Source organism: Stutzerimonas stutzeri (assembly GCF_002890915.1).
Taxonomy (GTDB): Bacteria; Pseudomonadota; Gammaproteobacteria; order Pseudomonadales; family Pseudomonadaceae; genus Stutzerimonas; species Stutzerimonas stutzeri_AF.
Window position 1 is genome coordinate 545,205 of sequence record NZ_POUT01000001.1, and the last position, 20,803, is coordinate 566,007.

24 protein-coding genes and 1 tRNA gene are annotated in these 20,803 nt (G+C 66.9%); 7 read left to right on the forward strand and 18 right to left on the reverse strand.

Going from position 1 to position 20,803, the window contains the following annotated elements; genetic code table 11:
• Positions 1 to 121: 121 nt before the first annotated feature.
• Entirely contained in the window at positions 122 to 574 is a 453-nt protein-coding gene (locus CXK94_RS02565; protein ID WP_037041692.1) for a c-type cytochrome, read from the forward strand.
• Between the two features lie 49 nt (positions 575 to 623).
• Here CXK94_RS02565 and CXK94_RS02570 read toward each other — a convergent pair whose 3' ends face one another.
• Positions 624 to 1,319: a cytochrome b/b6 domain-containing protein gene (locus CXK94_RS02570; RefSeq protein WP_102893160.1), complete on the reverse strand. Its 696-nt coding sequence runs from the start codon at positions 1,317 to 1,319 to the stop codon at positions 624 to 626.
• 214 nt (positions 1,320 to 1,533) lie between these two features.
• Here CXK94_RS02570 and CXK94_RS02575 point away from each other — a divergent pair.
• Positions 1,534 to 1,610 (forward strand) — tRNA-Arg (locus CXK94_RS02575).
• Positions 1,611 to 1,747: 137 nt separating this feature from the next.
• The gene (locus CXK94_RS02580) at positions 1,748 to 2,038 is read left to right on the forward strand and encodes a hypothetical protein (RefSeq protein ID WP_102893161.1); all 291 of its coding nucleotides are present in this window, start codon (positions 1,748 to 1,750) and stop codon (positions 2,036 to 2,038) included.
• Positions 2,039 to 2,156: 118 nt separating this feature from the next.
• Here the strand turns inward: CXK94_RS02580 and cynS are convergent, their stop codons facing one another.
• From cynS to CXK94_RS02645, 13 genes are all read right to left on the reverse strand, one after another.
• Entirely contained in the window at positions 2,157 to 2,606 is a 450-nt protein-coding gene (gene cynS, locus CXK94_RS02585) for a cyanase (RefSeq protein ID WP_037045100.1), read from the reverse strand.
• Positions 2,607 to 2,677: 71 nt separating this feature from the next.
• On the reverse strand, positions 2,678 to 3,235 hold the full coding sequence (locus CXK94_RS02590; RefSeq protein ID WP_102893162.1) for an OsmC family protein: 558 nt from the start codon (positions 3,233 to 3,235) through the stop codon (positions 2,678 to 2,680).
• A gap of 224 nt (positions 3,236 to 3,459) precedes the next feature.
• Complete coding sequence (locus CXK94_RS02595) at positions 3,460 to 4,077, reverse strand: class I SAM-dependent methyltransferase (protein WP_037044768.1); 618 nt, start codon at positions 4,075 to 4,077, stop codon at positions 3,460 to 3,462.
• 61 nt (positions 4,078 to 4,138) lie between these two features.
• On the reverse strand, positions 4,139 to 5,002 hold the full coding sequence (locus CXK94_RS02600; RefSeq protein ID WP_037044770.1) for an MBL fold metallo-hydrolase: 864 nt from the start codon (positions 5,000 to 5,002) through the stop codon (positions 4,139 to 4,141).
• 18 nt (positions 5,003 to 5,020) lie between these two features.
• The gene (locus CXK94_RS02605; protein ID WP_177325829.1) at positions 5,021 to 5,836 is read right to left on the reverse strand and encodes a sulfite exporter TauE/SafE family protein; all 816 of its coding nucleotides are present in this window, start codon (positions 5,834 to 5,836) and stop codon (positions 5,021 to 5,023) included.
• 33 nt (positions 5,837 to 5,869) lie between these two features.
• Entirely contained in the window at positions 5,870 to 7,111 is a 1,242-nt protein-coding gene (locus CXK94_RS02610; RefSeq protein ID WP_037044771.1) for an alginate export family protein, read from the reverse strand.
• A gap of 94 nt (positions 7,112 to 7,205) precedes the next feature.
• On the reverse strand, positions 7,206 to 8,126 hold the full coding sequence (locus tag CXK94_RS02615; protein WP_037044772.1) for an ABC transporter ATP-binding protein: 921 nt from the start codon (positions 8,124 to 8,126) through the stop codon (positions 7,206 to 7,208).
• Positions 8,116 to 8,967: a nitrate ABC transporter permease gene (ntrB, locus tag CXK94_RS02620; protein WP_037044773.1), complete on the reverse strand. Its 852-nt coding sequence runs from the start codon at positions 8,965 to 8,967 to the stop codon at positions 8,116 to 8,118. The genes CXK94_RS02615 and ntrB overlap by 11 nt, the downstream gene beginning before the upstream one ends.
• 10 nt (positions 8,968 to 8,977) lie before the next feature.
• Positions 8,978 to 10,372: a CmpA/NrtA family ABC transporter substrate-binding protein gene (locus CXK94_RS02625; RefSeq protein ID WP_037044775.1), complete on the reverse strand. Its 1,395-nt coding sequence runs from the start codon at positions 10,370 to 10,372 to the stop codon at positions 8,978 to 8,980.
• Positions 10,373 to 10,399: 27 nt separating this feature from the next.
• Positions 10,400 to 11,734 carry an FAD-dependent oxidoreductase gene (locus tag CXK94_RS02630; RefSeq protein WP_102893163.1) on the reverse strand — a complete coding sequence of 445 codons (1,335 nt, stop codon included), beginning with the start codon at positions 11,732 to 11,734 and terminating at the stop codon, positions 10,400 to 10,402.
• Positions 11,731 to 12,870, reverse strand: a complete 1,140-nt coding sequence (locus tag CXK94_RS02635; RefSeq protein ID WP_037045379.1) for an acyl-CoA dehydrogenase family protein — start codon at positions 12,868 to 12,870, stop codon at positions 11,731 to 11,733. Before CXK94_RS02635 ends, CXK94_RS02630 begins: the two co-directional genes overlap by 4 nt.
• 27 nt (positions 12,871 to 12,897) lie before the next feature.
• Positions 12,898 to 13,455, reverse strand: a complete 558-nt coding sequence (locus tag CXK94_RS02640; protein WP_102893164.1) for an OsmC family protein — start codon at positions 13,453 to 13,455, stop codon at positions 12,898 to 12,900.
• A 229-nt stretch (positions 13,456 to 13,684) separates the two neighbouring features.
• A complete protein-coding gene (locus CXK94_RS02645) occupies positions 13,685 to 15,271 on the reverse strand; it encodes a sigma-54 interaction domain-containing protein (RefSeq protein ID WP_037045065.1) in 1,587 nt (528 codons plus the stop codon).
• A gap of 202 nt (positions 15,272 to 15,473) precedes the next feature.
• On the opposite strand from CXK94_RS02645, the gene CXK94_RS02650 reads away from it, so the two are divergent.
• Positions 15,474 to 15,680 carry a hypothetical protein gene (locus CXK94_RS02650; RefSeq protein ID WP_102893165.1) on the forward strand — a complete coding sequence of 69 codons (207 nt, stop codon included), beginning with the start codon at positions 15,474 to 15,476 and terminating at the stop codon, positions 15,678 to 15,680.
• A 170-nt stretch (positions 15,681 to 15,850) separates the two neighbouring features.
• On the opposite strand, the gene CXK94_RS02655 is transcribed toward CXK94_RS02650, so the two are convergent.
• Genes CXK94_RS02655 through CXK94_RS02670 form a run of 4 tightly spaced genes read right to left on the reverse strand, consistent with a single transcriptional unit; the run spans position 15,851 to position 18,228 of the window.
• Positions 15,851 to 16,324, reverse strand: a complete 474-nt coding sequence (locus CXK94_RS02655; protein ID WP_037045053.1) for a DoxX family protein — start codon at positions 16,322 to 16,324, stop codon at positions 15,851 to 15,853.
• Between the two features lie 10 nt (positions 16,325 to 16,334).
• The gene (locus tag CXK94_RS02660; RefSeq protein WP_037045058.1) at positions 16,335 to 17,111 is read right to left on the reverse strand and encodes a DNA-binding domain-containing protein; all 777 of its coding nucleotides are present in this window, start codon (positions 17,109 to 17,111) and stop codon (positions 16,335 to 16,337) included.
• Positions 17,108 to 17,938 carry a DUF692 domain-containing protein gene (locus CXK94_RS02665; protein WP_037045067.1) on the reverse strand — a complete coding sequence of 277 codons (831 nt, stop codon included), beginning with the start codon at positions 17,936 to 17,938 and terminating at the stop codon, positions 17,108 to 17,110. Before CXK94_RS02665 ends, CXK94_RS02660 begins: the two co-directional genes overlap by 4 nt.
• A 17-nt stretch (positions 17,939 to 17,955) precedes the next feature.
• Positions 17,956 to 18,228, reverse strand: a complete 273-nt coding sequence (locus CXK94_RS02670; RefSeq protein ID WP_102893166.1) for a DUF2282 domain-containing protein — start codon at positions 18,226 to 18,228, stop codon at positions 17,956 to 17,958.
• 208 nt (positions 18,229 to 18,436) lie between these two features.
• Here CXK94_RS02670 and CXK94_RS02675 point away from each other — a divergent pair, with 208 nt between their 5' ends.
• From CXK94_RS02675 to CXK94_RS02685, 3 genes are all read left to right on the forward strand, one after another.
• A complete protein-coding gene (locus CXK94_RS02675; RefSeq protein ID WP_037045060.1) occupies positions 18,437 to 19,006 on the forward strand; it encodes a sigma-70 family RNA polymerase sigma factor in 570 nt (189 codons plus the stop codon).
• Positions 19,003 to 19,644, forward strand: a complete 642-nt coding sequence (locus CXK94_RS02680) for a DUF1109 domain-containing protein (RefSeq protein ID WP_102893167.1) — start codon at positions 19,003 to 19,005, stop codon at positions 19,642 to 19,644. The genes CXK94_RS02675 and CXK94_RS02680 overlap by 4 nt, the downstream gene beginning before the upstream one ends.
• A gap of 70 nt (positions 19,645 to 19,714) precedes the next feature.
• A complete protein-coding gene (locus CXK94_RS02685; RefSeq protein WP_102893168.1) occupies positions 19,715 to 20,632 on the forward strand; it encodes a LysR family transcriptional regulator in 918 nt (305 codons plus the stop codon).
• Positions 20,633 to 20,803 lie beyond the last annotated feature (171 nt).

The following is a 20,803-nucleotide window of genomic DNA, read 5'->3' on the forward strand; positions in this document are numbered from 1 at the left end:
GCCTGCGCGGTCTGTTACGCCTTGTTACCCAAACCGCACTACTGGGCGGGGTATAGTTCCACGCGGGCGGCACCAGCCGCCGACAACCATGGATCGATAAGGAGTTACCGTGAAAGCATTGATGACAGGCGCCGCGGCGGCCGTCCTGCTGGCGAGCGCTGCCGCCCAGGCGCAACTGAAACCCGAAGAGATGGTGGAAACCCGCCAGGCCGGCTATCAGTTCATGGCCTGGAACATGGGCAAGATCAAGGCCCAGGTCATCGACGGCAAGGAGCCCTACGACCAGGCCAGGGTCGCCGCCGCCGCCAACGCCATCGCCGCCATCGCCAACTCCGGCATGGGCAGCCTCTACAGCCCGGACACCACCACCGCGCAGCTGGGCAACGAGACCCGCCTCAAGCCCGAGTTCTTCCAGAACCTCGACGAAGCCGGGCGCATCGGCCGCACCTTCACCAGTGCCGCCAACCAGCTCGCCAAGGTCGCCGCCGAAGGCGATCAGGCCGCGATCAAGAAGGCCTTCGGCGACGTCGGCGGTTCGTGCAAATCCTGCCACGACAAATTCCGCGCCGACTGAGCCCGCGCCCTCGCGCCTTGCCGGGCGGCCAGAACCGACCGGCAGCGCCCTACCAATCCAGGCTCGGCGCCGGCGCCGCAGGTGGTGGCTGCATTCTGCCGGCCACCGACTGCACACCCCAGACCACCCCCACCGCCAGCACGACGGCCAGCAGCGCCGTGGCCAGCGAGCCGCCCCGGGCATCCCGCTGCGCCGGATGCTCGCGGCGCATCCGCCCGGCGATCATCGCCCGCACCAATGGCTTGCGCTTGACCAGCCCGTACCAGGCGATCGCCGCCAGATGCAGGCCGATCAGCCCGAGCAGCAGCCACTTCGCCTGCCGGTGCAGGCCGCTCAGCCAGTTGCCGGTATCGCTGCCAACCAGCGCGTACAGCGGCCCCTGGAAGGCGATATCGTCGGTCGCCATCAGCCCGCTGACCACCTGGAAGCCCACCAGCCCCAGCATCGCCAGCACCGACAGCGCGCCCAGCGGATTGTGGCCAGCCTCCCGCCAGTTGCCCTGCAGGTAATCCCGCACGCCCACCGTTGCGGCGAAGATCCGCGACCAGCGCGCATAGGTCGACCCGACGAAGCCCCACAGCAGGCGAAACACCAGCAGCCCCAGCACCACGAGCCCCAGCCGGCCGTGCCAGGGCATCAGGTTGCCACCGACCCAGCCGGTGACGATGGCGGCGATCACCGCCGCGGCGAACGACCAGTGGAACACGCGCAGCGGCGCATCCCAGAGCTTGATATGACTCGACATCCCGACTCCCCGACAGCTTGCGAAACCCGGCCCGCGGCCGCAACCGCTGCAAGGGTAACAGCCGCCCCGCCCCGAATCAGCCTCGCGGCTCCCGCAATAGAGCCTCCGGCCACGGCCCCGACGCCCACACACGCGCTTGCGAATATCCCCGCACCCCGACGCACCGCCAGCATGGACGCCCGCGGAGGACATGCGTATGATTGCGCCCCGCAACGCATCCGTAGCTCAGCTGGATAGAGTACTGCCCTCCGAAGGCAGGGGTCGTGGGTTCGAATCCCGCCGGATGCGCCATCCATGAAAGGGCTCAGGTGAAAACCTGGGCCCTTTTGCTTTTTCTGGATTCTCGCCAGTGCCCCACGTCATGATGAGCGGCCCGTCCGAGCGGCTCGCCGGGCCTTGATGGGGTCAATGGAAAAAGGAATCGAGAAATGCTCTATCCCAATTCGCGCATGGAAACCTATTCGGCCAGTCGTGTCAGCCTGGACGAACCCTGCAGCGTTCGGCTCGAGGCCGACCGGGTGCGCGTGGAGTATGCCCAGGACGGGGAAACCTACGCCTACAGCGGAACCGCCCAGGGCGAAGGCCATTACCAGTTGCGCTGCGAAGGCTACCCGGAGTGCCGAGCCACACTGCATCGTTTCGAGGGCTCGGTGTTTCTCGAAGGCTTCTGGGTGGAGGAGAGTGGCCAGGGCATGTGGCGCATCCGCCTCGGCGAGTGAGGGGCATGTGCCGGTTACTCCGCCCCCGGGCAAGGGCTGCACGGCCGAACGCGAGTTCGCACCTTTCTCCCATACCTCGGGAGACCGCCCGGCGCCATACGGCCCGGGCGGGTCTGGTTCAATAGCTCTTGTAGGGCAGGAACTTGCCGGACAGCACGACGTTCACCCGGTCGCCCTTGGGGTCGGCCTGGCGCTGGATGTCCATGGAGAAATCGATGGCGCTCATGATGCCGTCGCCGAACTCCTCGTGGATCAACTCCTTGATGGTCGAGCCGTAGACACTGACGATCTCGTACCAGCGGTAGATCAGCGGATCGGATGGCACCGCGGTCGGCAGCGAGCCCTTGTACGGCACGATCTGCAGCCAGGCCACCGCTTCGTCGGACAGGCCGAACAGCGTGCCGAGGGTTTCCGCCTGGGCCTTGTCGAAGGTCATCTGCCCGAGGCAGCCGGCAGTGGTCCACTCCTTCGACAGGCCGATGGCGTCGGCCACCTGGCTCCACTTCAGGCCCTTGCTGACCTTGGCGGCCAGGATCATCTTGGTTACGTCTTCGCGGCTGGAAATCATCGGATATTCCTCTTGGTGTCGTTGCCGGGCGGCGCGGCGGCTGCCCGCTCACGGGGTTCGATTGGGAGGGTTCAGTCAGCCAGGGCAATACTGAACGGGATCGGGTTGCGCATGGAGTTGGCCACCGGCGAGTAGAAATTGGCCTGGCACACGATCTCCTCCAGCTCCTCGCGGCTCGCATCGCCCTCCACCAGCACCTTCACGCGGATTTCCTGGAAACCCATCTGCGCCGGCTGCATCTCCGCGCCACCGGCACCCCAGGCCGCCGGGTTGCCGATGTCCGCTTCTAGGAACACTTCCAGGCGGCTCAGCTTCACCTGCTTCCAGGTCGCCACCGCCGTGATGCCCACCGCCAGGCAGCCGCCCAGGCCGGACAGCACGATCTCTCCCGGTGCCGGCGCGGTGTCCTCGCCGAACAGGTGCAGCGGCTCATCCACCACCACCGGCGTATGCTCGCCGACGTAGCTGAGGCTGCGGTACATCCCCTGCATCACGGTATGGACTTTGTTGGTGCCCCGGCTGGCGGGGTTGTTGCGGCCCTTCTCGGCGAAACCCATCAGGCCGTCGCGGTCGATCGGCTTCAGGTAGGTCTTGACGGTGGTGGCACAGGTGGCGGGGGCAGCAGGCATGGCATTTCTCCGTTGGAATGAGCAAGAGATGCTTTCTGATCTCGACGAAGCTTTTGCAGCCGCTGTGCCAAAACGCACGAAACTCGTTAAATTAATTTGAAATCAATAAGTTAATGAGATTACCCAGAGCCACTGACACGTCTCGGGGCCATGAGGACGAAATTGCCAAAGCAAACAATGAATACATTGTTTACATTCTGGACGACCCCGGTGCCGGGAGCCGGTCAAACCAGCTTGCGACAGGCGCAATAAACGAACGCCTGCTCGGCACCGCCAGGCGTTCGGTGGGATTCCTTCTGGTGCCCGAGCAGCAGGAAGGGCTCGCCGAACTCCGCGTGCAATTCATCCGGGGCATAGCGCCTTACAGACAATCCGCTGCACTGGTCCGGGCCGTCTTCGGCGAACGTCGCCACGATGACGAGCCCACCCGGCTTGACCGCCTGGAGGACCTTCTGCACATAGGCACGTCGCTCGCGAGCCGTCACCAGGAAATGGAACACCGCTCTGTCGTGCCATACGTCGTAGGCCTGCGTAGCCAGATCGGCTTCGAGAATGTCGGCCTCCAGCCACTCCACTGCCGTGGCCCGCTCCGCCAGGCGCGCCTGGGCTCGGCTCAGGGCAGCGGCGGAGAGGTCGAGCACCGTGTTGTTCTCGAAGCCTTCGGCGATCAGATCATCGACCAGCGTCGACGCGCCCCCGCCAACGTCGATGACCGAGGCCGTCAGCGCTACCCCGGCGTCGCGAATCAGCTTGAGCGAGAGCCCGGCATGCGCCTGGAACCAGCTGACCTCGTCCACGGCCTTGGTCGTGTACACCTTTTCCCAATGTTCTTTGGTCTGCATGAAAACTTCCTCATCGATCGGTTGTACATCAGGGCACCCATCGTGCGCCGCCAGCTTCCGCTCAGAGCCCGTCCAGCGGCACCTTCAGATAACGCACCCCATTGCTTTCCGGCTCCGGCAGCAGACCGGCGCGGATGTTTACCTGGATCGACGGCAGCAATAGCGCGGGCAGTTCCAGCTGCGCGTCGCGCTGGCCGCGCATGACGATGAAATCCGTTTCGTCGACGCCGTCACGCGCATGGATGTTGGTCGCCCGCTGCTCGGCGACCGTGCACACGGCACGTGGTGCGCGTTCGGCCGGCGGATAGTCATGGCACATGAACAGGCGGGTGTCCCCGGGCAGGTCGAGCAGGCGGCGAATCGAACGGAACAGTTGCAGGGCACTGCCGCCGGGGAAATCGCAGCGAGCGGTGCCGACGTCCGGTGCAAACAGCGTGTCGCCGACGAAGACCACGTCATCGCCGACCCGGAACGCCAGGTCCGCCGGGGTATGGCCGGGCACATGCAGTGCCCTGGCCTGTAGCTCGCCGATGGCGAAAGCCTCGTCCGGGCGGAACAGGTGGTCGAACTGGGCATGCGCCTGGCAATAGCTCTCGGGCAGGTTGTAGAGGCCCAGGAAGACCTTGCGCACCTGCCGGACCGCCTCGCTGGCGGCGATCCACCCACCGGCCTGCGCGCGCAGGTAGGCGGCGGCGGAGAGGTGGTCGGCATGCACGTGGGTTTCCAGCAGCCAGTGCACGGCGAGCCGTTGCTGCCGTATGTAGTCGAGGATCGCATCGGCGGCGCGGGTATCGGTCCGCCCGGATTTCGGCTCGTAGCCGAGCACCGGGTCGATGATGGCGCAGGGGGTGCCCGGCCCTGCATGCACCACATGGCTGAAGGTGGAGGTCGGGGCGTCGAAGAAGCTGTGCACGTGGGCTTGCATGGCAGGAGTCCGGGAAAGTCAGGAAAGCGGGGGAAGGGATGCGAGCGCCTTGCCCAGCAGCATCAGCGCGGCCAGCCCGGCGAGCAGGGCGAAGCCCAGTTGCAAGGCACGAGCCGATACCCTGGGTGCCAGCAGCCGGCCACCGAGCATTCCGCCACCGGCAGCTGCGATGAAGGTCCAGGCGGCACTCGGCAGGCTACCGCCCGCCCACCAGAAACCGATGACGGTGCCAGCGGAGATCAGTGCGATCACCAGCAGCGAGGTGGCGACGATACCGTGCATGCCCAGGTCGCTGACCTGGCGGATGCCGGGAACGATCAGGAAACCGCCGCCCACGCCCAGCAGGCCGCTGAACAACCCCGACAGGCCGCCGATGAGCGACAGGCTGAGAAAGCAGCGCGGCGTCCAGCGAAAGCGCCCGGTGGTGCTGTCCAGCCGACAGCTCTTGCACGACACGGCGGAGGTGCCCTGCGCAACGGTGCGCGCCAGGGCCTGCCCCACCATACGCGCAGCGATCAGCAGCAGCACGGCGCAGAACAGCAGCATAAGCACCGCCACCGGCAGAACCTGCGCCAGCAGCAGGCCGAGCGGCGCGCAGAGGGCGCCTCCGCCAGCCATCAGCAGCGCCGCCCGATAACGCACCAGCCCCCGGCGCAGGCCATCGAGCCCGCCAAGCAGGGCCGAGGCGCCGACCGCGACCAATGCCACCGGGGTCGCCTCGGGCAGGCTGTAGCCCAGGCCGAGCACCAACGCCGGTACGGCCAGCACGCCGCCACCCCCGGTCAATCCCAAGGCCAACCCCACTCCCACTCCGTACAGGCTTTCCAGCAGCATCCATCCTCCCCACGCCCGGTGGCGCCGTCGCGATCAGTAGCGGTATTGCAGCTGCAGCCAGAACTTGTCGGTGTCCACGCCGAAAGCGTCGGCGTCATAGCGGGCGTACTTGGCCATGGCGCTGAGGTTCTTCACGACAGGAATCGCCCGGGCATAAGCCACGTCCAGTTCCGTGCCATAACGATCCCCGCCCTCGTCGGCACGGAAGTGGTGGTACCAGGCCTGCAGGCTGCCGCCGAGCAGCGGCAAGCTGCCGCCGAGGTAGCTGTCGCGGATACCTTCGGCGGGGGTGATCAGGAACAGGTCGGCCCAGCCCTGGAACAGGTGCTTGGTCGCCAGCGGAGTCTGGAAGGCGCGATTGCCGGGGCCGTCGCCGCCGCTCAGCACTTCGTGGCCGGCCTTGAGGAGGTAGCCGCCCTGCTGATAGCTCAGCTCACCGAGGAAATAGTGGCCGTTCAGGCTCAGGGGATTGCCGGCATAGTCGCGCTGGCGTGCATATTCCAGGGCATAGCCCATGCCTTGTAGGGTGCCGCTCAGGCGCAGGCCGGTAGTGCGGCTGGACTGGCTGCCGGGCGCGGCGGTCGGCGCCACAGCCAGGTTGTCGAGGCCGAGCAGGTAGCTGTAAGCGGCCAGTTTCAGCTCCGGCCGCCAGGCATAGGCCAGGTTGAACAGGTGGCTGTGGCCCTCGATGTCAGCCGGGTTGGTCGGATAGCCATGCTGGCCATCGGGACCGAACGGGGTGTTGATGTTGGCCAGGTAGGCGTAGGTCAGGCTCAGGCCCTCGAGCGGCTCGATGCGGCCGAGCACGCCGTCGTAGGTCTGCTCGTTCTGCCGCCAGGCGACGCCGCCGACGAAACGCTGGTTGTCCAGTTCGATGCGCTGCCGGCCGGCCACGGCATGGCCGAACGCCGTGTCATAGCGCAACAGCGCCTGGTTCACCTCGCTACCGTCCGGGTCGGGCACCAGCGCGTAGCCGGTGCGGCCATTGCGGCTGTCGTTGAAATCCTCATCACCGAGGCGGCTGACGTTGTCCACTTCGACCAGTGCGGAGAGCCCGAACCAGCTGCCGCTGTGCAGGCCGACGCGGGTGCGCAGAGTCTGAGCGTTGGCGTTGGCCAGCGCATTGTCCTGGTCGACGTGTTCGTAACGGTAACGCAGGTCGAGCGAGACCTTGCCCTGGGTGAGCAGGTCGGAGAAGGCGTCCCCGGCCTGGGCCACGGGGGCGATGAGCGAGAGCAGCAACGCGGGACAAGGCAACAGCAGATGAGCACGCATGGATTTTTCCTTGGTTTTCGGGCGATAGGTATCCCGTACCGCGAGCATCGGATGCTCGCGGTCGTGGATCGGTGCAAGGGAACTGGCGGTGCGCTCAGGCGACGACGCGCATCCGTGAGCTCTGTGGCTGGTCCGGACCCGGTGGCGGCCCGTCGTCCTCGAGGCCCGGCCTGACCACCAGCGGCTCGCCGCCGCTGGCGGCGGGGCCGCTCTGCTGGATAACCCTGGAGCGGTGCACGAGGAAATCCACCAGGTGGTTGCGAATGCGATAGAACTGCGGATCGTGGTGCATGGTTTCCCGGGTGCGCGTCCGCGGCAGGGTGTTGATCACGATCTCGGCCACCCGTGCCTGGGGGCCGTTGCTCATCAGCATGATCTTGTCGGCCAGCAGAATCGCCTCGTCGACGTCGTGGGTGATCATGAACACCGTCTGCCGGGTCGCTTCGCAGATCTTCAGCAGTTCGCTCTGGATGACGCCGCGGGTCAGCGCGTCCAGCGCACCGAACGGCTCGTCCATCAGCAGCATCTTCGGCTCCACGGCAAAAGCGCGGGCGATACCGACGCGCTGTTTCATGCCACCGGACAGCTCGCTGGGCTTCTTCCGCGCGGCGGCGGCGAGGCCGACCATCGCCAGGAAGCGTGCGCCATGCTCGGCGACCTGGCGGCGCGACCAGCGCGGATGGCGCGAGCGCACGGCGAAGGCGATGTTCTGCTCCACCGTCAGCCAGGGCAGCAACGCATGGCTCTGGAACACCACGCCGCGGTCCAGGCTGGGGCCCGCGATCTCCTTGCCGGCCATCACCACGCCGCCGCTGGAGGCCTCTTCCAGGCCGGCGAGGACGTTGAGGATGGTGCTCTTGCCGCAGCCGGAGTGGCCGATCACGCAGATGAACTCGCCCTGCTGGATGCTGAAGTTGATGTTTTCGAACACCGGCGGCTGGTCGTCGCGGTAGCGCTTGCCCAACCCCTCGACCTTGATGAAGGGGACGGTGTGCGGATGGGTTTCATTCGACATAGGTCACCTTCCTTTGCAGAGCGGCGAAGAGGAGATCGAGAAGCATGCCGATCACGCCGATCATCAGCACGGCGAAGATCACGTTGCCCAGCGACAGGTTGTTCCACTCGTTCCAGACGAAGTAGCCGATCCCGGTGCCGCCGATCAACATTTCCGCCGCGACGATCACCAGCCAGGCGATACCCATGGAGATGCGCATGCCGGTGATGATGGTCGGCGCCGCAGCCGGCAGGACCACCCTGAATGCCTTGCGCAACGGACCGACCTCGAGGGTGCGGGCCACATTCAGCCAGTCGCGACGCACACCCGCGACGCCGAAGGCGGTGTTGATCAGCATCGGCCACACCGAGCAGATGAAGATGACGAAGATCGCCGAGGTGGTGGAATCCTTGATGGTGTAGAGCGCGATCGGCATCCAGGCCAGTGGTGAGATCGGCTTGAGCAGCTGGATAAAGGGGTCGAAGGCCTTGTACAGCAGCGGTGACATGCCGATCACGAAGCCCAGCGGGATGGCCACCAGCGCCGCGATCAGGTAGCCGAGCCCCACCCGCGCGAGGGAATGGGCGAGCTGGATGCCGATGCCCTTGTCGTTCGGGCCATTGTCGTAGAACGGGTCGCTGATCTGTCGCCAGGCCAGCGTGGCGAACTGCGCCGGCGTCGGCATGCCATTGACGGTTTCGCTGGCACCGCCCGCCGCCTGTCCCATCAGCAGGGCGTACTCGTCGTCCACCGCACCGGCGGCCTGCTGGCCCGGACGGGTCGTCGCCTGCCAGACCATCAGCAGCACCAGCAGCATCACGCAGGACAACAGCGCGGCCTTCAACCGAATCGAAGTATTCATGGCGCCTCCTTCAGACACGTTTGATCGCGAAGCCATCCAGATAGGCTTGCGGCTGGCCCGGATCGAACGGACGGCCCATCACGCTGAAGCCCTTGTAGCCGCCGACAGGCTCGGCGCTGGCCTCGGCCAGCCCCAGTTCGGCCATGTGACGGCGGGCGTCGGTCATCAGGAATACCTGCTCGGCCAGGCCGTTGAAGTCCACCTCGCCCTTGACGTAGCCCCAGCGCTTCATCTGCGTCAGCATCCAGGTCGCCATGGAGTACCACGGCATCGGATCGAACCCGGAACGGTCCGGCACGTTCTGCACGCCACCCAGCCCGTCCGCATATCGGCCAGTCAACGCCTGGCGCACGACGATCTCGGGCTGGTTGAGGTAGTTCGGCGTGGAGATGGCCTTCGAGATTTCCGGCAGGTTCTGCGGGTCGCCAGCGGCCACCGCGGCGTTGAGCACGGCGCGATAGAGTGCGGCGAAGGTATTGGGGTTCTCTTCGATGAACGCCTGCGAGGCCCCGAAGGAGCAGCAGGGATGACCGTTCCAGAGGTCCTTGGACAGCACGTGCAGGAAGGCGATGCCGTCATAGACGGCGCGCTGGTTGAACGGCTCGGGGCCGAAGAAGCCATCGATGTTGCCCGCCCGCAGGTTGGCGATCATCTCCGCCGGCGGGGTCACCCGCAGTTGCACGTCACGGTCCGGGTCCAGGCCATGCTCGGCCAGGTAGTAGCGCAACAGGAAATTGTGCATCGAGTATTCGAAGGGAATGGCGAACTTGAAGCCTTTCCAGTTGCGCGGATCACGGTTGTCCTTGTGCTTGAGGGCCAGGGTGATGGCTTGGCCATTGATGTTCTGGATGGTCGCCACGCGCATCGGCTGGGCGCTGGAACCCAGGCCCATGGAGATGGCCAGCGGCATCGGCGCGAGGAAGTGCGAGGCGTCCAGTTCCTTGTTCAGCATCTGGTCGCGGACCAGCGCCCAGCCGGCGGTCTTCTGCAGGCTCACCGACAGGCCCTGCTCCCGGTAGAAGCCCATCGGGTCAGCCATGATCAACGGCGTGGCGCAGTTGATCGGGATGAAGCCGATCTTCAGGTTCTTCTTCTCCAGCGGGCCCCGTTCCGCGGCCATCGCCTGCAGCGATTGCAGCGGCAGCACGCTGGCGATGGCTGCCATCGCCGTGCCCATGCCCACCGCCTGGAGGAACCGCCGCCGGGTGGCATCGTGGGGGAACAGCGCGCGCACGGCGGCCGCCTCGACGAAATCCTGGGACAGGGTCTCGCTGTCGCGCCCGCGCGCCAGGCGCGCCTGCTCAGCCTGCTGGTCGTGTTCCCGCTGGCTGGCATGGGCGCCACAACTGCAGCCGGCCAGGCTGCTGTTCGCCGAGTAGGGACGGTAGAAATTCTTGTCGGTCATCACGATGCCCTCTTTTAGGTCACACGGTCAGGCAGCGCTGGCCTGACCGACACGCAAGGTTGAAGTGATATGCCCATCGACCTGCTGCTCCATGAGCAGGTAGTCGTCGTTTTCGCTCACCACATGCCATTGGCCATCTGCACAGGGTGTGCCATGCAATTCGATGGGCAGGCTGCGGGTCTTGAGGCGGATTACCGGGACGCGGTGGCAATAGTCGCCGCCCTCGCCACCCAGCAAGGCCTGGGCGATTGCCCGGGCCTGCCGGCCGATCGGTTCGATGAAGCGACAGGGAGCGCCATCCAGGCTGATGCAATCGCCCAGCGCATGGATGTCCTCGGCGCTGGTACGCAGGCTGAGCGGATCGACGCGGATGCCCTGGTCGAAGGCCAGCCCGGCCTGGCGCGCCAGGCGCGGGTCGGTGGCCAGCCCGGTGGCGGCGACGATCTGGTCGACCACCAGGCGCTGGCCGCAGCGGGTCTCGATGCATTTGCCGCCATCGGCCAGGACGCTGACCGCGGTCACGTCCACCTCGCCACGGTAGTCGATGCCAAGCTCCGTCTGGCTCTGGCGCAGGCGCCGTGCCGCCGGCTCCGGCAGCAGACGGCCGAGCGGCTGGGGCTGGCGGTCCAGCAGGACGACCCGGTGGCCGGCGCGGGCAAAATCCTCGGCCAGTTCGCAGCCGACCATGCCGGCACCAACGATGGCGACCCGCTGCGGCCCCTTGGCCAGTTGCGCCTGCAGGCCAGTCCAGCCGGCCAGATCGTTCACCCGCCAGCACAGCGCCGGCGGCAATACCGCCGGTAATGCCGGACGCGCGCCCTGGGCGAGCACCAGCCGGGTGTAGCCCAGGGTGCCGCGGGTGGTGCGCAACTGGTGCAATGCCGGGCTCAGGCCGACCACGAAGGTTTCGCTGTACAGCCGCACGCCGAGCCGGCACGCCGCTTCGGTGGCCGTCTCGCGCACCAGCGACTCGGCCGTCAGGCCGCGGCTCAGCGCCAGCGACAGTTCCGGCTTGTGATAGCGGTCGCCCCTGCAGCCGCTGACCAGGGTGATCGGCACCTCCGCATCCCGCTCGCGCAGCGCCTCGACGGTGGCCCAGCCGGCCAGGCCGGCGCCGACCACCACGATGCCGGTGCCACGCGGCCCGGCCGGCAGCGCGGCGGCCGGTGGCACGGCGCGGCGCAGGTAGGGCTCGAAGTCCAGCTTGGTGACGCCGCACAGCGGGCATTCCCAGTCATCGGGAATGTCCTCGAAGCGGGTCCCCGGCGCCAACCCGCTGTCCGGGTCGCCCAGTTCCTCGTCGTAGATCAGGCCGCAGGCACGGCAGATGAACTGCCGCCAGGCCCGGGTCATGTCGCTCATGCCGGCAGCTCCTCTTTCATCAGGCGGGCCATTTCCCAGCGCAGGTGCTTGATCGCCGGGGTTACGATGGCGACGAACTGCGCCTCGCGCATACGCCGCTGGGGCGCCGCGCTGCGCAGATAGCCACGCGCACCCTGGTGCATGAGCGCCGACTGGGTGGCGCGCAGGGCCAGTTCGGCGCCCTGGGTGCGGGCGTCGAGCACATCCAGCAGGTAGTCCTTGCTGCCGTCGAAGGGGTTGCGCGCCAGCTGCATGATTCGCCCGCCCAGTTCCTCGAACTCGGCCTGGATTTCCTCGGGCCGGTCGTGCAGGAAGTGGTTGACATGGCCCAGCACCGGCTCGACCTCGCGCATCGCGTCCAGGCTGCCCTGGACCAGGCCGGTGGCCATCCCGGCCTGCAGCAGGATGAAGGCCGCACGGATGCGCGCGATGAACGGACGGGCCGGATCGGCGATCAGGCCGTCTTCGCCGACGAAATAGTCGTCGAGCTGGATGCGCCATGTGCTGGTGCCTTCCATCCCGGAAAAGGCCGGGCAGGCGCGAAGCTCCACGCGCGCATCGATGTCGAGCAGAAACATGATTTCGTGGGACCGCGAGCCATCGTCACGCTCCACGGCGGCGATGGCCCCGCAGTACTGGCCCTGGGCAATATGGCTGACCCAGGGCAACGAGCCGCTGACGCGGTAGCCCCCCGGCACCTTGCGCGCACGCAGCAGCATGTTCTCGATGCCGGCCAAGGCTTTCATCGGGTTCGACAGGCCGGTGCCGCCGAACGTCCGGCCCTGCGCGTGATCTGACAGGCGCGCCAACAGCGCCGGGTTGTCCGACTGCTCCATATAGAGGCCGCAGACGTCCTGGCACCAGACAAGGAAGCCGGTGGAGCCGCAACTGCGGCTAACCTCCTGCATGGCGGCCAGGGCAATATCGTAGCGCCCTCCCCGGCTCTGCAGGTGGGCGCCCAGGGCTCCCGCCTCGCCGAGCCGGGTCATGATCTCCAGGGGGTAATGGCCTTCGTGGTCGATCCGGCTAGCCAACTGGGCCAGCGGCCCCGCCGCGATACGGCGGACTTCGGCGAGCAAGCGCTCATCGGCCAGGCCGGCGACGGACGAAGGGGAAACGACAACGGCGCTGTGCATGACGGCATTCCTCCTGCGGGATGAGGCTCAGTCGGCCAGGGCGATACTGAACGGGATCGGGTTGCGCATGGAGTTGGCCACCGGCGAGTAGAAATTGGCCTGGCGCACGATCTCCTCCAGCTCCTCGCGGCTCGCATCGCCCTCCACCAGCACCTTCACGCGGATTTCCTGGAAACCCATCTGCGCCGGCTGCATCTCTGCACCACCGGCACCCCAGGCCGCCGGGTTGCCGATGTCCGCTTCGAGGAACACTTCCAGGCGGCTCAGCTTCACCTGCTTCCAGGTCGCCACCGCCGTGATGCCCACCGCCAGGCAGCCGCCCAGGCCGGACAGCACGATCTCTCCCGGCGCCGGCGCGGTGTCCTCGCCGAACAGGTGCAGCGGCTCATCCACCACCACCGGCGTATGCTCGCCGACGTAGCTGAGGCTGCGGTACATCCCCTGCATCACGGTGTGGACTTTGTTGGTGCCCCGGCTGGCGGGGTTGTTGCGGCCCTTCTCGGCGAAACCCATCAGGCTGTCGCGGTCGATCGGCTTCAGGTAGGTCTTGACGGTGGTGGCACAGGTGGCGGGTGCGGCGGACATGGCATTCTCCAACGGGGATTCAAACTGAGCAGCGGGCTGCTCTTCTGGTCTCGTCGGGGTCATTGCAGAGGTTATGCCAATCACCGAATACTCAATAAAATTCCTTTTATATCAATTAGATATGAAATTTAAGGCTCGCTTTCCGCGCATCTGGCGGCATACCCAACGAACAGATTGGAAACAATGTAAACAATGTCATCGGCCGACCCGAATGGCAGGAAGGCGCCCGCTACAGGCCGAGCTTTTCCCAGCGATAGCCGAACTGCCGCGGCGTCAGCCCGAGCGATTGCGCGGCACGCGACTTGTTGCCGCCGCAGCGCGCCAGCGCCTGGCGCAGCTCGTCGGCGCTATGCGAGCCCGCCGGCGCGTAGGGCCGCACGGCCATGGCCACCTCGCCTCGGCCATCGTCCACCGTCGCCTGTGCTCGCACGTCCCCGACGGCCTCGCCGCCGGCCAGGAACGGTTCCAGGTCCGCGGCGCCGAGCAGAGAGCGATCGGCCAGCAGCACCACGCGCTCGATGACATTGGACAGCTCGCGGATATTGCCCGGCCAGGGGTAGGCCTGCAGCCGGGCGATGGCATCACCGGTCAGGTTGATGTTGCGCTGGTTCGCCTGGTTGACCCGGTTGAGGAAATGCATCGCCAGTGCCGGGATGTCGCTGCGCCGCTCGGCCAGCGACGGCAGGTGGATGGGGATGACGTTGAGGCGGTAGTAGAGGTCCTGGCGAAACAGCCCGCGCCCCACCTCGCTGGCCAGGTCGCGATTGGTCGCCGCCACCAGACGCACATCGATACGGATCTCACGCTTGCCGCCGAGCCGGGTGATGGTGCCTTCCTGCAGGGTGCGCAACAGCTTGGTCTGCATGGTCAGCGGCAGCTCGCCGATCTCGTCGAGGAAAATGGTGCCGCCATCGGCCTGCTCGAACCAGCCGGCGCGCAGGGCAGTGGCCCCGGTGAAGGCGCCGCGTTCGTAGCCGAACAACTCGGACTCGAACAGGCTGTCGGGAATCGCCGCGCAATTGACCTTGATGAATGGCTTGTCACGCCGCGGGCTGGCCAGGTGCAGGGCGCGGGCGAACAGTTCCTTGCCGGTCCCGGACTCGCCGAGCAGCAACACGCTGGCGGTGGCATCCGAAACCCGCTCCAACTCGGAAATGGCGCGCAGCAACTCGGGCGAATTGCCAACGATGCCATAACGCGTGGCGTCGGCATGCAGGGCGCGGGTCAGCAGGTCGTTGTGCTGGGCCAGGGCGCGGGTCTTCTCCTCGATGTAGCCTCGCAGGTGCAGCAACTGCCCGGCGAGCGTGGCGAGGATGCGCAGGACGGTCAGGTCGTCGGCCAGCGGTCGCGCACGCATGCGGATGCGATGGCAGGCCAGCACCCCCACGGTCTGCTGGCCGATCTGGATCGGCAATGCGATGAAGGACACCGGCCCGGCCGGCAGCTTGCTGCGTTCAACCATGCGGCCGAGGAAGACCGGCTCCTTGTCGATGTCCTGCACGATGATGAGCTGCCCATGCGCCAGCACCCGACCGGTGATCCCCTCGCCGAGTGCGTAGCGGCCCAGCGCTACTTCGTCGTCGGTCAGGCCGTAGGCGTAATGGATGTGCCCGCCACGGCCATCCGGATCGAGCAGCACGATCCGGCCACGGTTCAGCCCGAGCAGCTCGGAAAGCAGATGCAGCATTTCCTTGAACACCGGTTCCACCGCGAAGTCCCTGCCGGCCAGCGCCATGACCTGCTGGAGCAGCAGCATCTCCTGGGAACGCCAGAGCGCCGGACTGTTGTCTACCTCGAAGTCTGTCCTGTCGGTCATGCTCGAACGAAATCCTCTGTGCTGGGAAGGGCAGTCCGTGCAATTGCCGAGCCAATCGATGCGCACCTGGATCGAGCATTCCACGACCATTCGGCGGGCATTTGCCTCGTGGCGATGAACGGCTGGGGAACGGGGCCCGTGAAGTGACAAAATGACATCACGGTTGCCCGCAGCCCATCCCGATGATCAGAGTCATTTCCCCATGCCCGCTGACAAACGCTATTCCATCATCCTCGAACACACCGGCCAGGTCCTGCTCGAACAGGCTCCGCTGGCCCAGGTCGAGGCGTTCTGGGACGCCAACGATGCCCTCTACTTCGGCCTCAGGATCGAAGACGAGCAGAGCGGGCATGCCCGCGTGTTCGTGACCGATGAGCTTCCGGACGACGAAGACACGATCTTCGCCTGACCCCGCGTCCTAGTGGCCTGTGCGGTTAGTTGGTTGATTCAAGTTCGGATGGTCCGGGCTCCGAGACAAGGCGCTGTGACGAGCCATAGCGGGGCTATGGCGAGGAGCGGCAACGCCGTATCGGGGCCCGGGGCGCCGAAATTGACTAACTGAACGGACCAAACAGGCCACTAACGGATGCCCAGCCAGCGATCCAGCGAGACCGTGCCGGCGCCGCGCCCGATGATCAGCAGCAGCAGGCCGGCCCAGCTCAGGTGGGTCGACCAGGCGTCGGGGTAGACGAACAGCTGGATCACCAGCGTCATCAGCAGCAGCGCCAGGGCCGACAGCCGGGTGAACAGGCCGAGCACCAGCAGCAGCGGAAACAGGTGTTCGGCGTAGGTCGCCAGGTGCGCCGCCAGGTATGGCGGCAGCAGTGGCAGCGGGTATTCGCTGCGAAACAGCTCGAAGGTCACCGGGGTAATTTCCAGCACGCCGGTCACCTTGGTGCGCCCGGAAAGGAAGAAGATCGCCGCGACGGCCAGCCGCGCTACCAGGCTCAGCAGCGAATCGCCGAGCAGCCGCTGCAGCCAGTGCGCCAAACGGTTCCACTGCCGGCGCAGGCGCATCGGCGCGCTGGCGTGCTGGACCTGGGAAGTGTCCATGACGGTCTCCTCATGCAGGTTGCGCCGGCGCCACCACGGCGGCGAACGCGCCTGCCGCCAGCAGCCGGCCGAGCAGGTCGGTGAAATCGAGTTCGGGGTCTATCGCCAGCGCCGCGGCGCTGGCCTGTTCCAGGTCGAGCCCGCTGGCGCAGGCATCGAGGAACGCACAGCCGGCCCGCTCCAGCGGTTGCCAGCCGATCGCGCCGGCGTGACGGCTGAGCAGCACGCCCTCGCCTTGCCAGCGCAGCGTATCCGGCACCTCGCGCGCCTCCCGGTTGCAGCTCCAGATGCTGTACACCGGCAGCTCGGCGAACCACTGCCAGCGCACCGCTGCGCGGGGTCGCAGCACCTGCCGGGCCAGGGTCGCGGGGCTCTGCGAGGCCAGCGTAGTGACTGCCAGGACGGGCTGTTGCGCAGCGCCGAACACCTCGAGCCATAGCCGGTCCAGTTGCGCGACCCCGCCCAGGTAGGGCAGATCCCGTGCCGGCTCGAAGGCCTGCAGAAAGGCCGGAAAGGTTGCGCCGTATTCGAGCAGCGAGCCGCTGACGGGAGGCGCCTGGCGGGCATGCAGCGCCGCGGCGGCGGCGAACCACTCGCCGCCCACCAGCCGCTCGACGGTGGGGAAATTGGCGCGCAAGGCCTCGACGCAGCCCTTGATCAGGCTATTGCGGTACACCGCGAAGCCGGGTTGCGCCTGCAATCCGGCCAGCGCATCCGGCGCGGCGTCGGGGCTGTCGTAGAGCGCCGCGACGAAGGCATCCTGGAATGCCGCCAGCGAGCCGTTCATTGCCAGCCTCCGACGTGCTCCAGTACCTGCTGGGCGAGCGAGCGTTCGGCCAGCAGCGCGTCGAAGGGTGGCAGCCGGTCGTCGCGCTCGATCAGTGTCGGACGCGGACCGATGCGCTCGATCAGTTGCCGGTACAGCGCCCAGACGGCCGCATCCACCGGCGCGTCATGCGAATCGATCAGCAACGCCGACGGGCCGTCCAGGCTATGCCCGGCGAGGTGAATCTCCATCACCGGTTCGGCCGGGAAGCGTTGCAGGTAATCGGTCGCGGAAAATCCCAGGTTGTGTGCGCTGACCTGCACGTTGTTGACGTCCAGCAGCAGGCCGCAACCGGTGCGCCGGCTGAGTTCGGCGAGAAATTCGATCTCGTCCCACTGGTGCTGGTCGAAGCGCAGGTAATGGCTGGGGTTCTCGATGGCGATACGCCGCCCCAGCACGTCCTGGGTCCGCTCGATGTTCGCGGCGATACGTGCGAGCGCCGCGTGGGTACGCGGGAACGGCAGCAGGTCGGGATGGTAGTGGCCGCGCCAGCTCGACCAGGCCAGGTGTTCGGAGACCAGCACCGGCCGCACCCGTTCGGCCAGCGCCCCGAGCCGGCGCAGGTGCGCCTCGTCGGGCGGGCAGTCGGCCGCCAGCGACAGCGATACGCCATGCAGCGACAGCGGGTGCCGCGCGGCCACGGCCTCCAGCCACTCGAGCCGGGGGCCGCCGCCGACCATGTAGTTCTCCGGGTGGACCTCGAACCACAGCCCATCCGCCACGCAGGCGCTCGCCTGCGCGTAGTGCTCGGGCTTGAGCCCGAGGCCCGCACCGAGCACGGCATTCATGGCCGGCGCCTCCACCGTCAGCGCTCGATCGGGGTCAGCGAGCCCATGCCCTTGGGCGTCTCGATCGAGGTGCAGGTGCCGGCGGGCACCAGCTTCCAGGCATTGCCCTGGTAGTCCCGCTTCGAGGTACCGGCACAGCTGGTTCCGGCGCCGGCCTTGCAGTCGTTCTGGCCGGCCATGGCCACGCCGTAGCATTTCTCCATGTCGCCCTTGTCGGTTTCGGCGGCCTGGACGCCCGCGGCGATCGAAGCGAGCGCCAGGGCGGCGGCAGCAAGGTTGAGAGTCTTCATGGCAAGGTTCTCCGCAATCGGTTGAATGGCCACCGGCGAATCTGCAGATGGCTCGTGAGGTAATTCGCCGCACCTGCCGCCACGGTTACAGCGGAAAATTTTATTTTGAGATTTTCCGGGCGCGCCTCTACCGTGGACGGCGTTGCATTCGCGGCCCTACCGGGCCCCTGCCGACGAATCCTCGCTCCACCTGTAACCCGAGCGCTCGATGGAACGAACTACTCCTCAACAGATACTCCAGGCACGCGAAGCGCAGCTGCGCACGTTGCTGCTGCGCGGGCTCGACGGCGACGAGGCGGCGTACCGGGCATTCCTCACCCAGCTCGGCACGCACCTGCGCGGCTACCTGCAGCGGCGCCTGCAGCAGCCCGGCGATGTCGAGGACCTGCTGCAGGAAGTGCTGCTGGCGGTGCACAACGCGCGGCAGACCTATCGCCGCGACCAGCCGCTGACGGCCTGGGTACAGGCCATCAGCCGCTACAAGCTGGCCGATTACTACCGTTCGCGCGCACGCCATGCGGCGCGCCACGACCGGCTGGACGACAACGCCGAGCTGCTCGCACTGCAGGATAGCGAGCCGGCCGAGGCCCGCCGCGACCTCGGCAAGCTGCTGGAGCAGTTGCCGGCGCGCCAGCGCCTGCCGATCGTCCATGTGAAGCTGCAGGGACTGTCGGTGGAGGAAACCGCACGCCTGACCGGGCTCTCCAGTTCGGCGGTCAAGGTCGGCATCCACCGCGGCCTGAAGGCACTGGCAGCGAAGATTCGAGGTACACGATGAACACCGATGACCTGATTACCCTGCTCGCCACCGGCGTGTCACCGGTGGATCGGCGCGTCGTCGCCAAGCGTTTCGGCATGGCATTGTTGCTCGGCCTGGCCGCCGCGCTACTGCTGATCGCGACCGGTTTCGGCATTCGCGCCGACCTCGCGGCAATCGCCGGGACGCCGCTGTTCTGGGCCAAGCTCGCGCTACCGACGGCGCTGTTGCTCGGCGCGCTGCTGCTGGCCACGCGCATGGCGCGCCCGGGCATGCGTGCGGGCAACTGCTGGCTGCTGCTGGCCGCACCGGTGGCGCTGGTCTGGGCCGCCGCACTGGCGATCCTGCTCGCCGCGCCGGCCGAGGCGCGCTGGCCGTTGCTGCTCGGCAGCACCTGGCGCGAGTGCCCGTGGAACATCGCGCTGCTGTCGGTGCCGACCTTCATCGGCATGTTCTGGGCACTGCGCGGCCTGGCGCCGACCCGCCTGCGCCTGGCCGGCGCGGCGGCCGGCCTGCTCGCCGGGGCCATCGCCGCGCTCGCCTACAGCCTGCATTGCCCGGAAATGGCCGTGCCGTTCTGGGCGCTCTGGTACCTGCTCGGCATGCTGCTGCCCAGCGCCCTCGGCGCGCTGCTCGGGCCGCGCCTGCTGCGCTGGTGAGGCGCGGCCGGCAGCACGCTGCGCGCGGCTTCGGCATAATCGACGGCCCGCCCGCGGAGCAGCAAAAGCCATGCAGATCGACGAAGAACTGACCCTGAAGAAGCTGGAAGTGTTTCTGGCCTTCATGCGCAGCGGCAACCTGGGCAAGGCGGCGGTGGAGCTGAACACCAGCAACGTCAGCGTGCACCGCGCCATCCACTCGCTGGAAAGCGCCCTGCGCTGCCCGCTGTTCAAGCATGAGGGGCGCAACCTGATCCCGCTGGAAAGCGCCTATGTGCTCGAGGAGCGCGCCCAGCAACTGGTCAAGGACGTGCTCGAGACGGTGCGCCAGACCCGCGAGGCGGCCGGCTTCTCGGCCGAGCGCTTCAAGCTCGGCGCGCTCTATTCGTTGACGGTGAAGACCGTGCCGCAGCTGATCATGGGCCTGAAGCTGCGCCGCAGCGAGCTCAACATCGACCTGATCCTCGGTTCCAACGTCGACCTGCTCTACAAGCTGAAGAACATGGAGCTGGATGCGATCCTGGTGTCGCTCAACGAGAGCGTCGCCGATTCGGACTGCGAGCAGGTACCGCTGTTCTCCGACGACATCTTCCTCGCCGCGCCGGCCGACTCGCCCTTCGCCGAGCAATCCGAGGTCGACCTCAGCGACCTGCGCGACGCCACCTTCATCACCCTGTCGCAGGGTTTCGCCACCCACCAGGACGGCAACCGGGTATTCCAGCTGGCGGGGTTCGAACCGAAGGTGGCGATGCAGGTGAACGACATCTTCACCCTGCTCAGCATGGTCAATTCCGGGGTCGGCTACGCCTTGCTGCCGGGGCGCGTGGGGATGGTCTACGAATCACGCGTGCGGTTGATCCCGCTGCAGGCGCGCTACCACCTGCAGCAGCATATCGGCGTGGTGTTCCTCAAGGCCAAGGAGCGCGATCCCAACCTGCTGGCGCTGCTCGCCGAGTGCCGCATGTACAGCCTGAAGCACCCGAGCTGAAGCGGCGCAGATTGGCTGGGCTCGCGGTAGGTTGGCGCTGAGCGCAGCGAAGCCCAACAGGGGGCACAACGTGTTGGGCTTCGTCGCTGCGCTCCTCAACCCAACCTACGCGCCTGAAGCGGCGTAGGGTGGAAAACCCGCGAAGCGGTTTTCCACGCGTCGGCGTGGGGC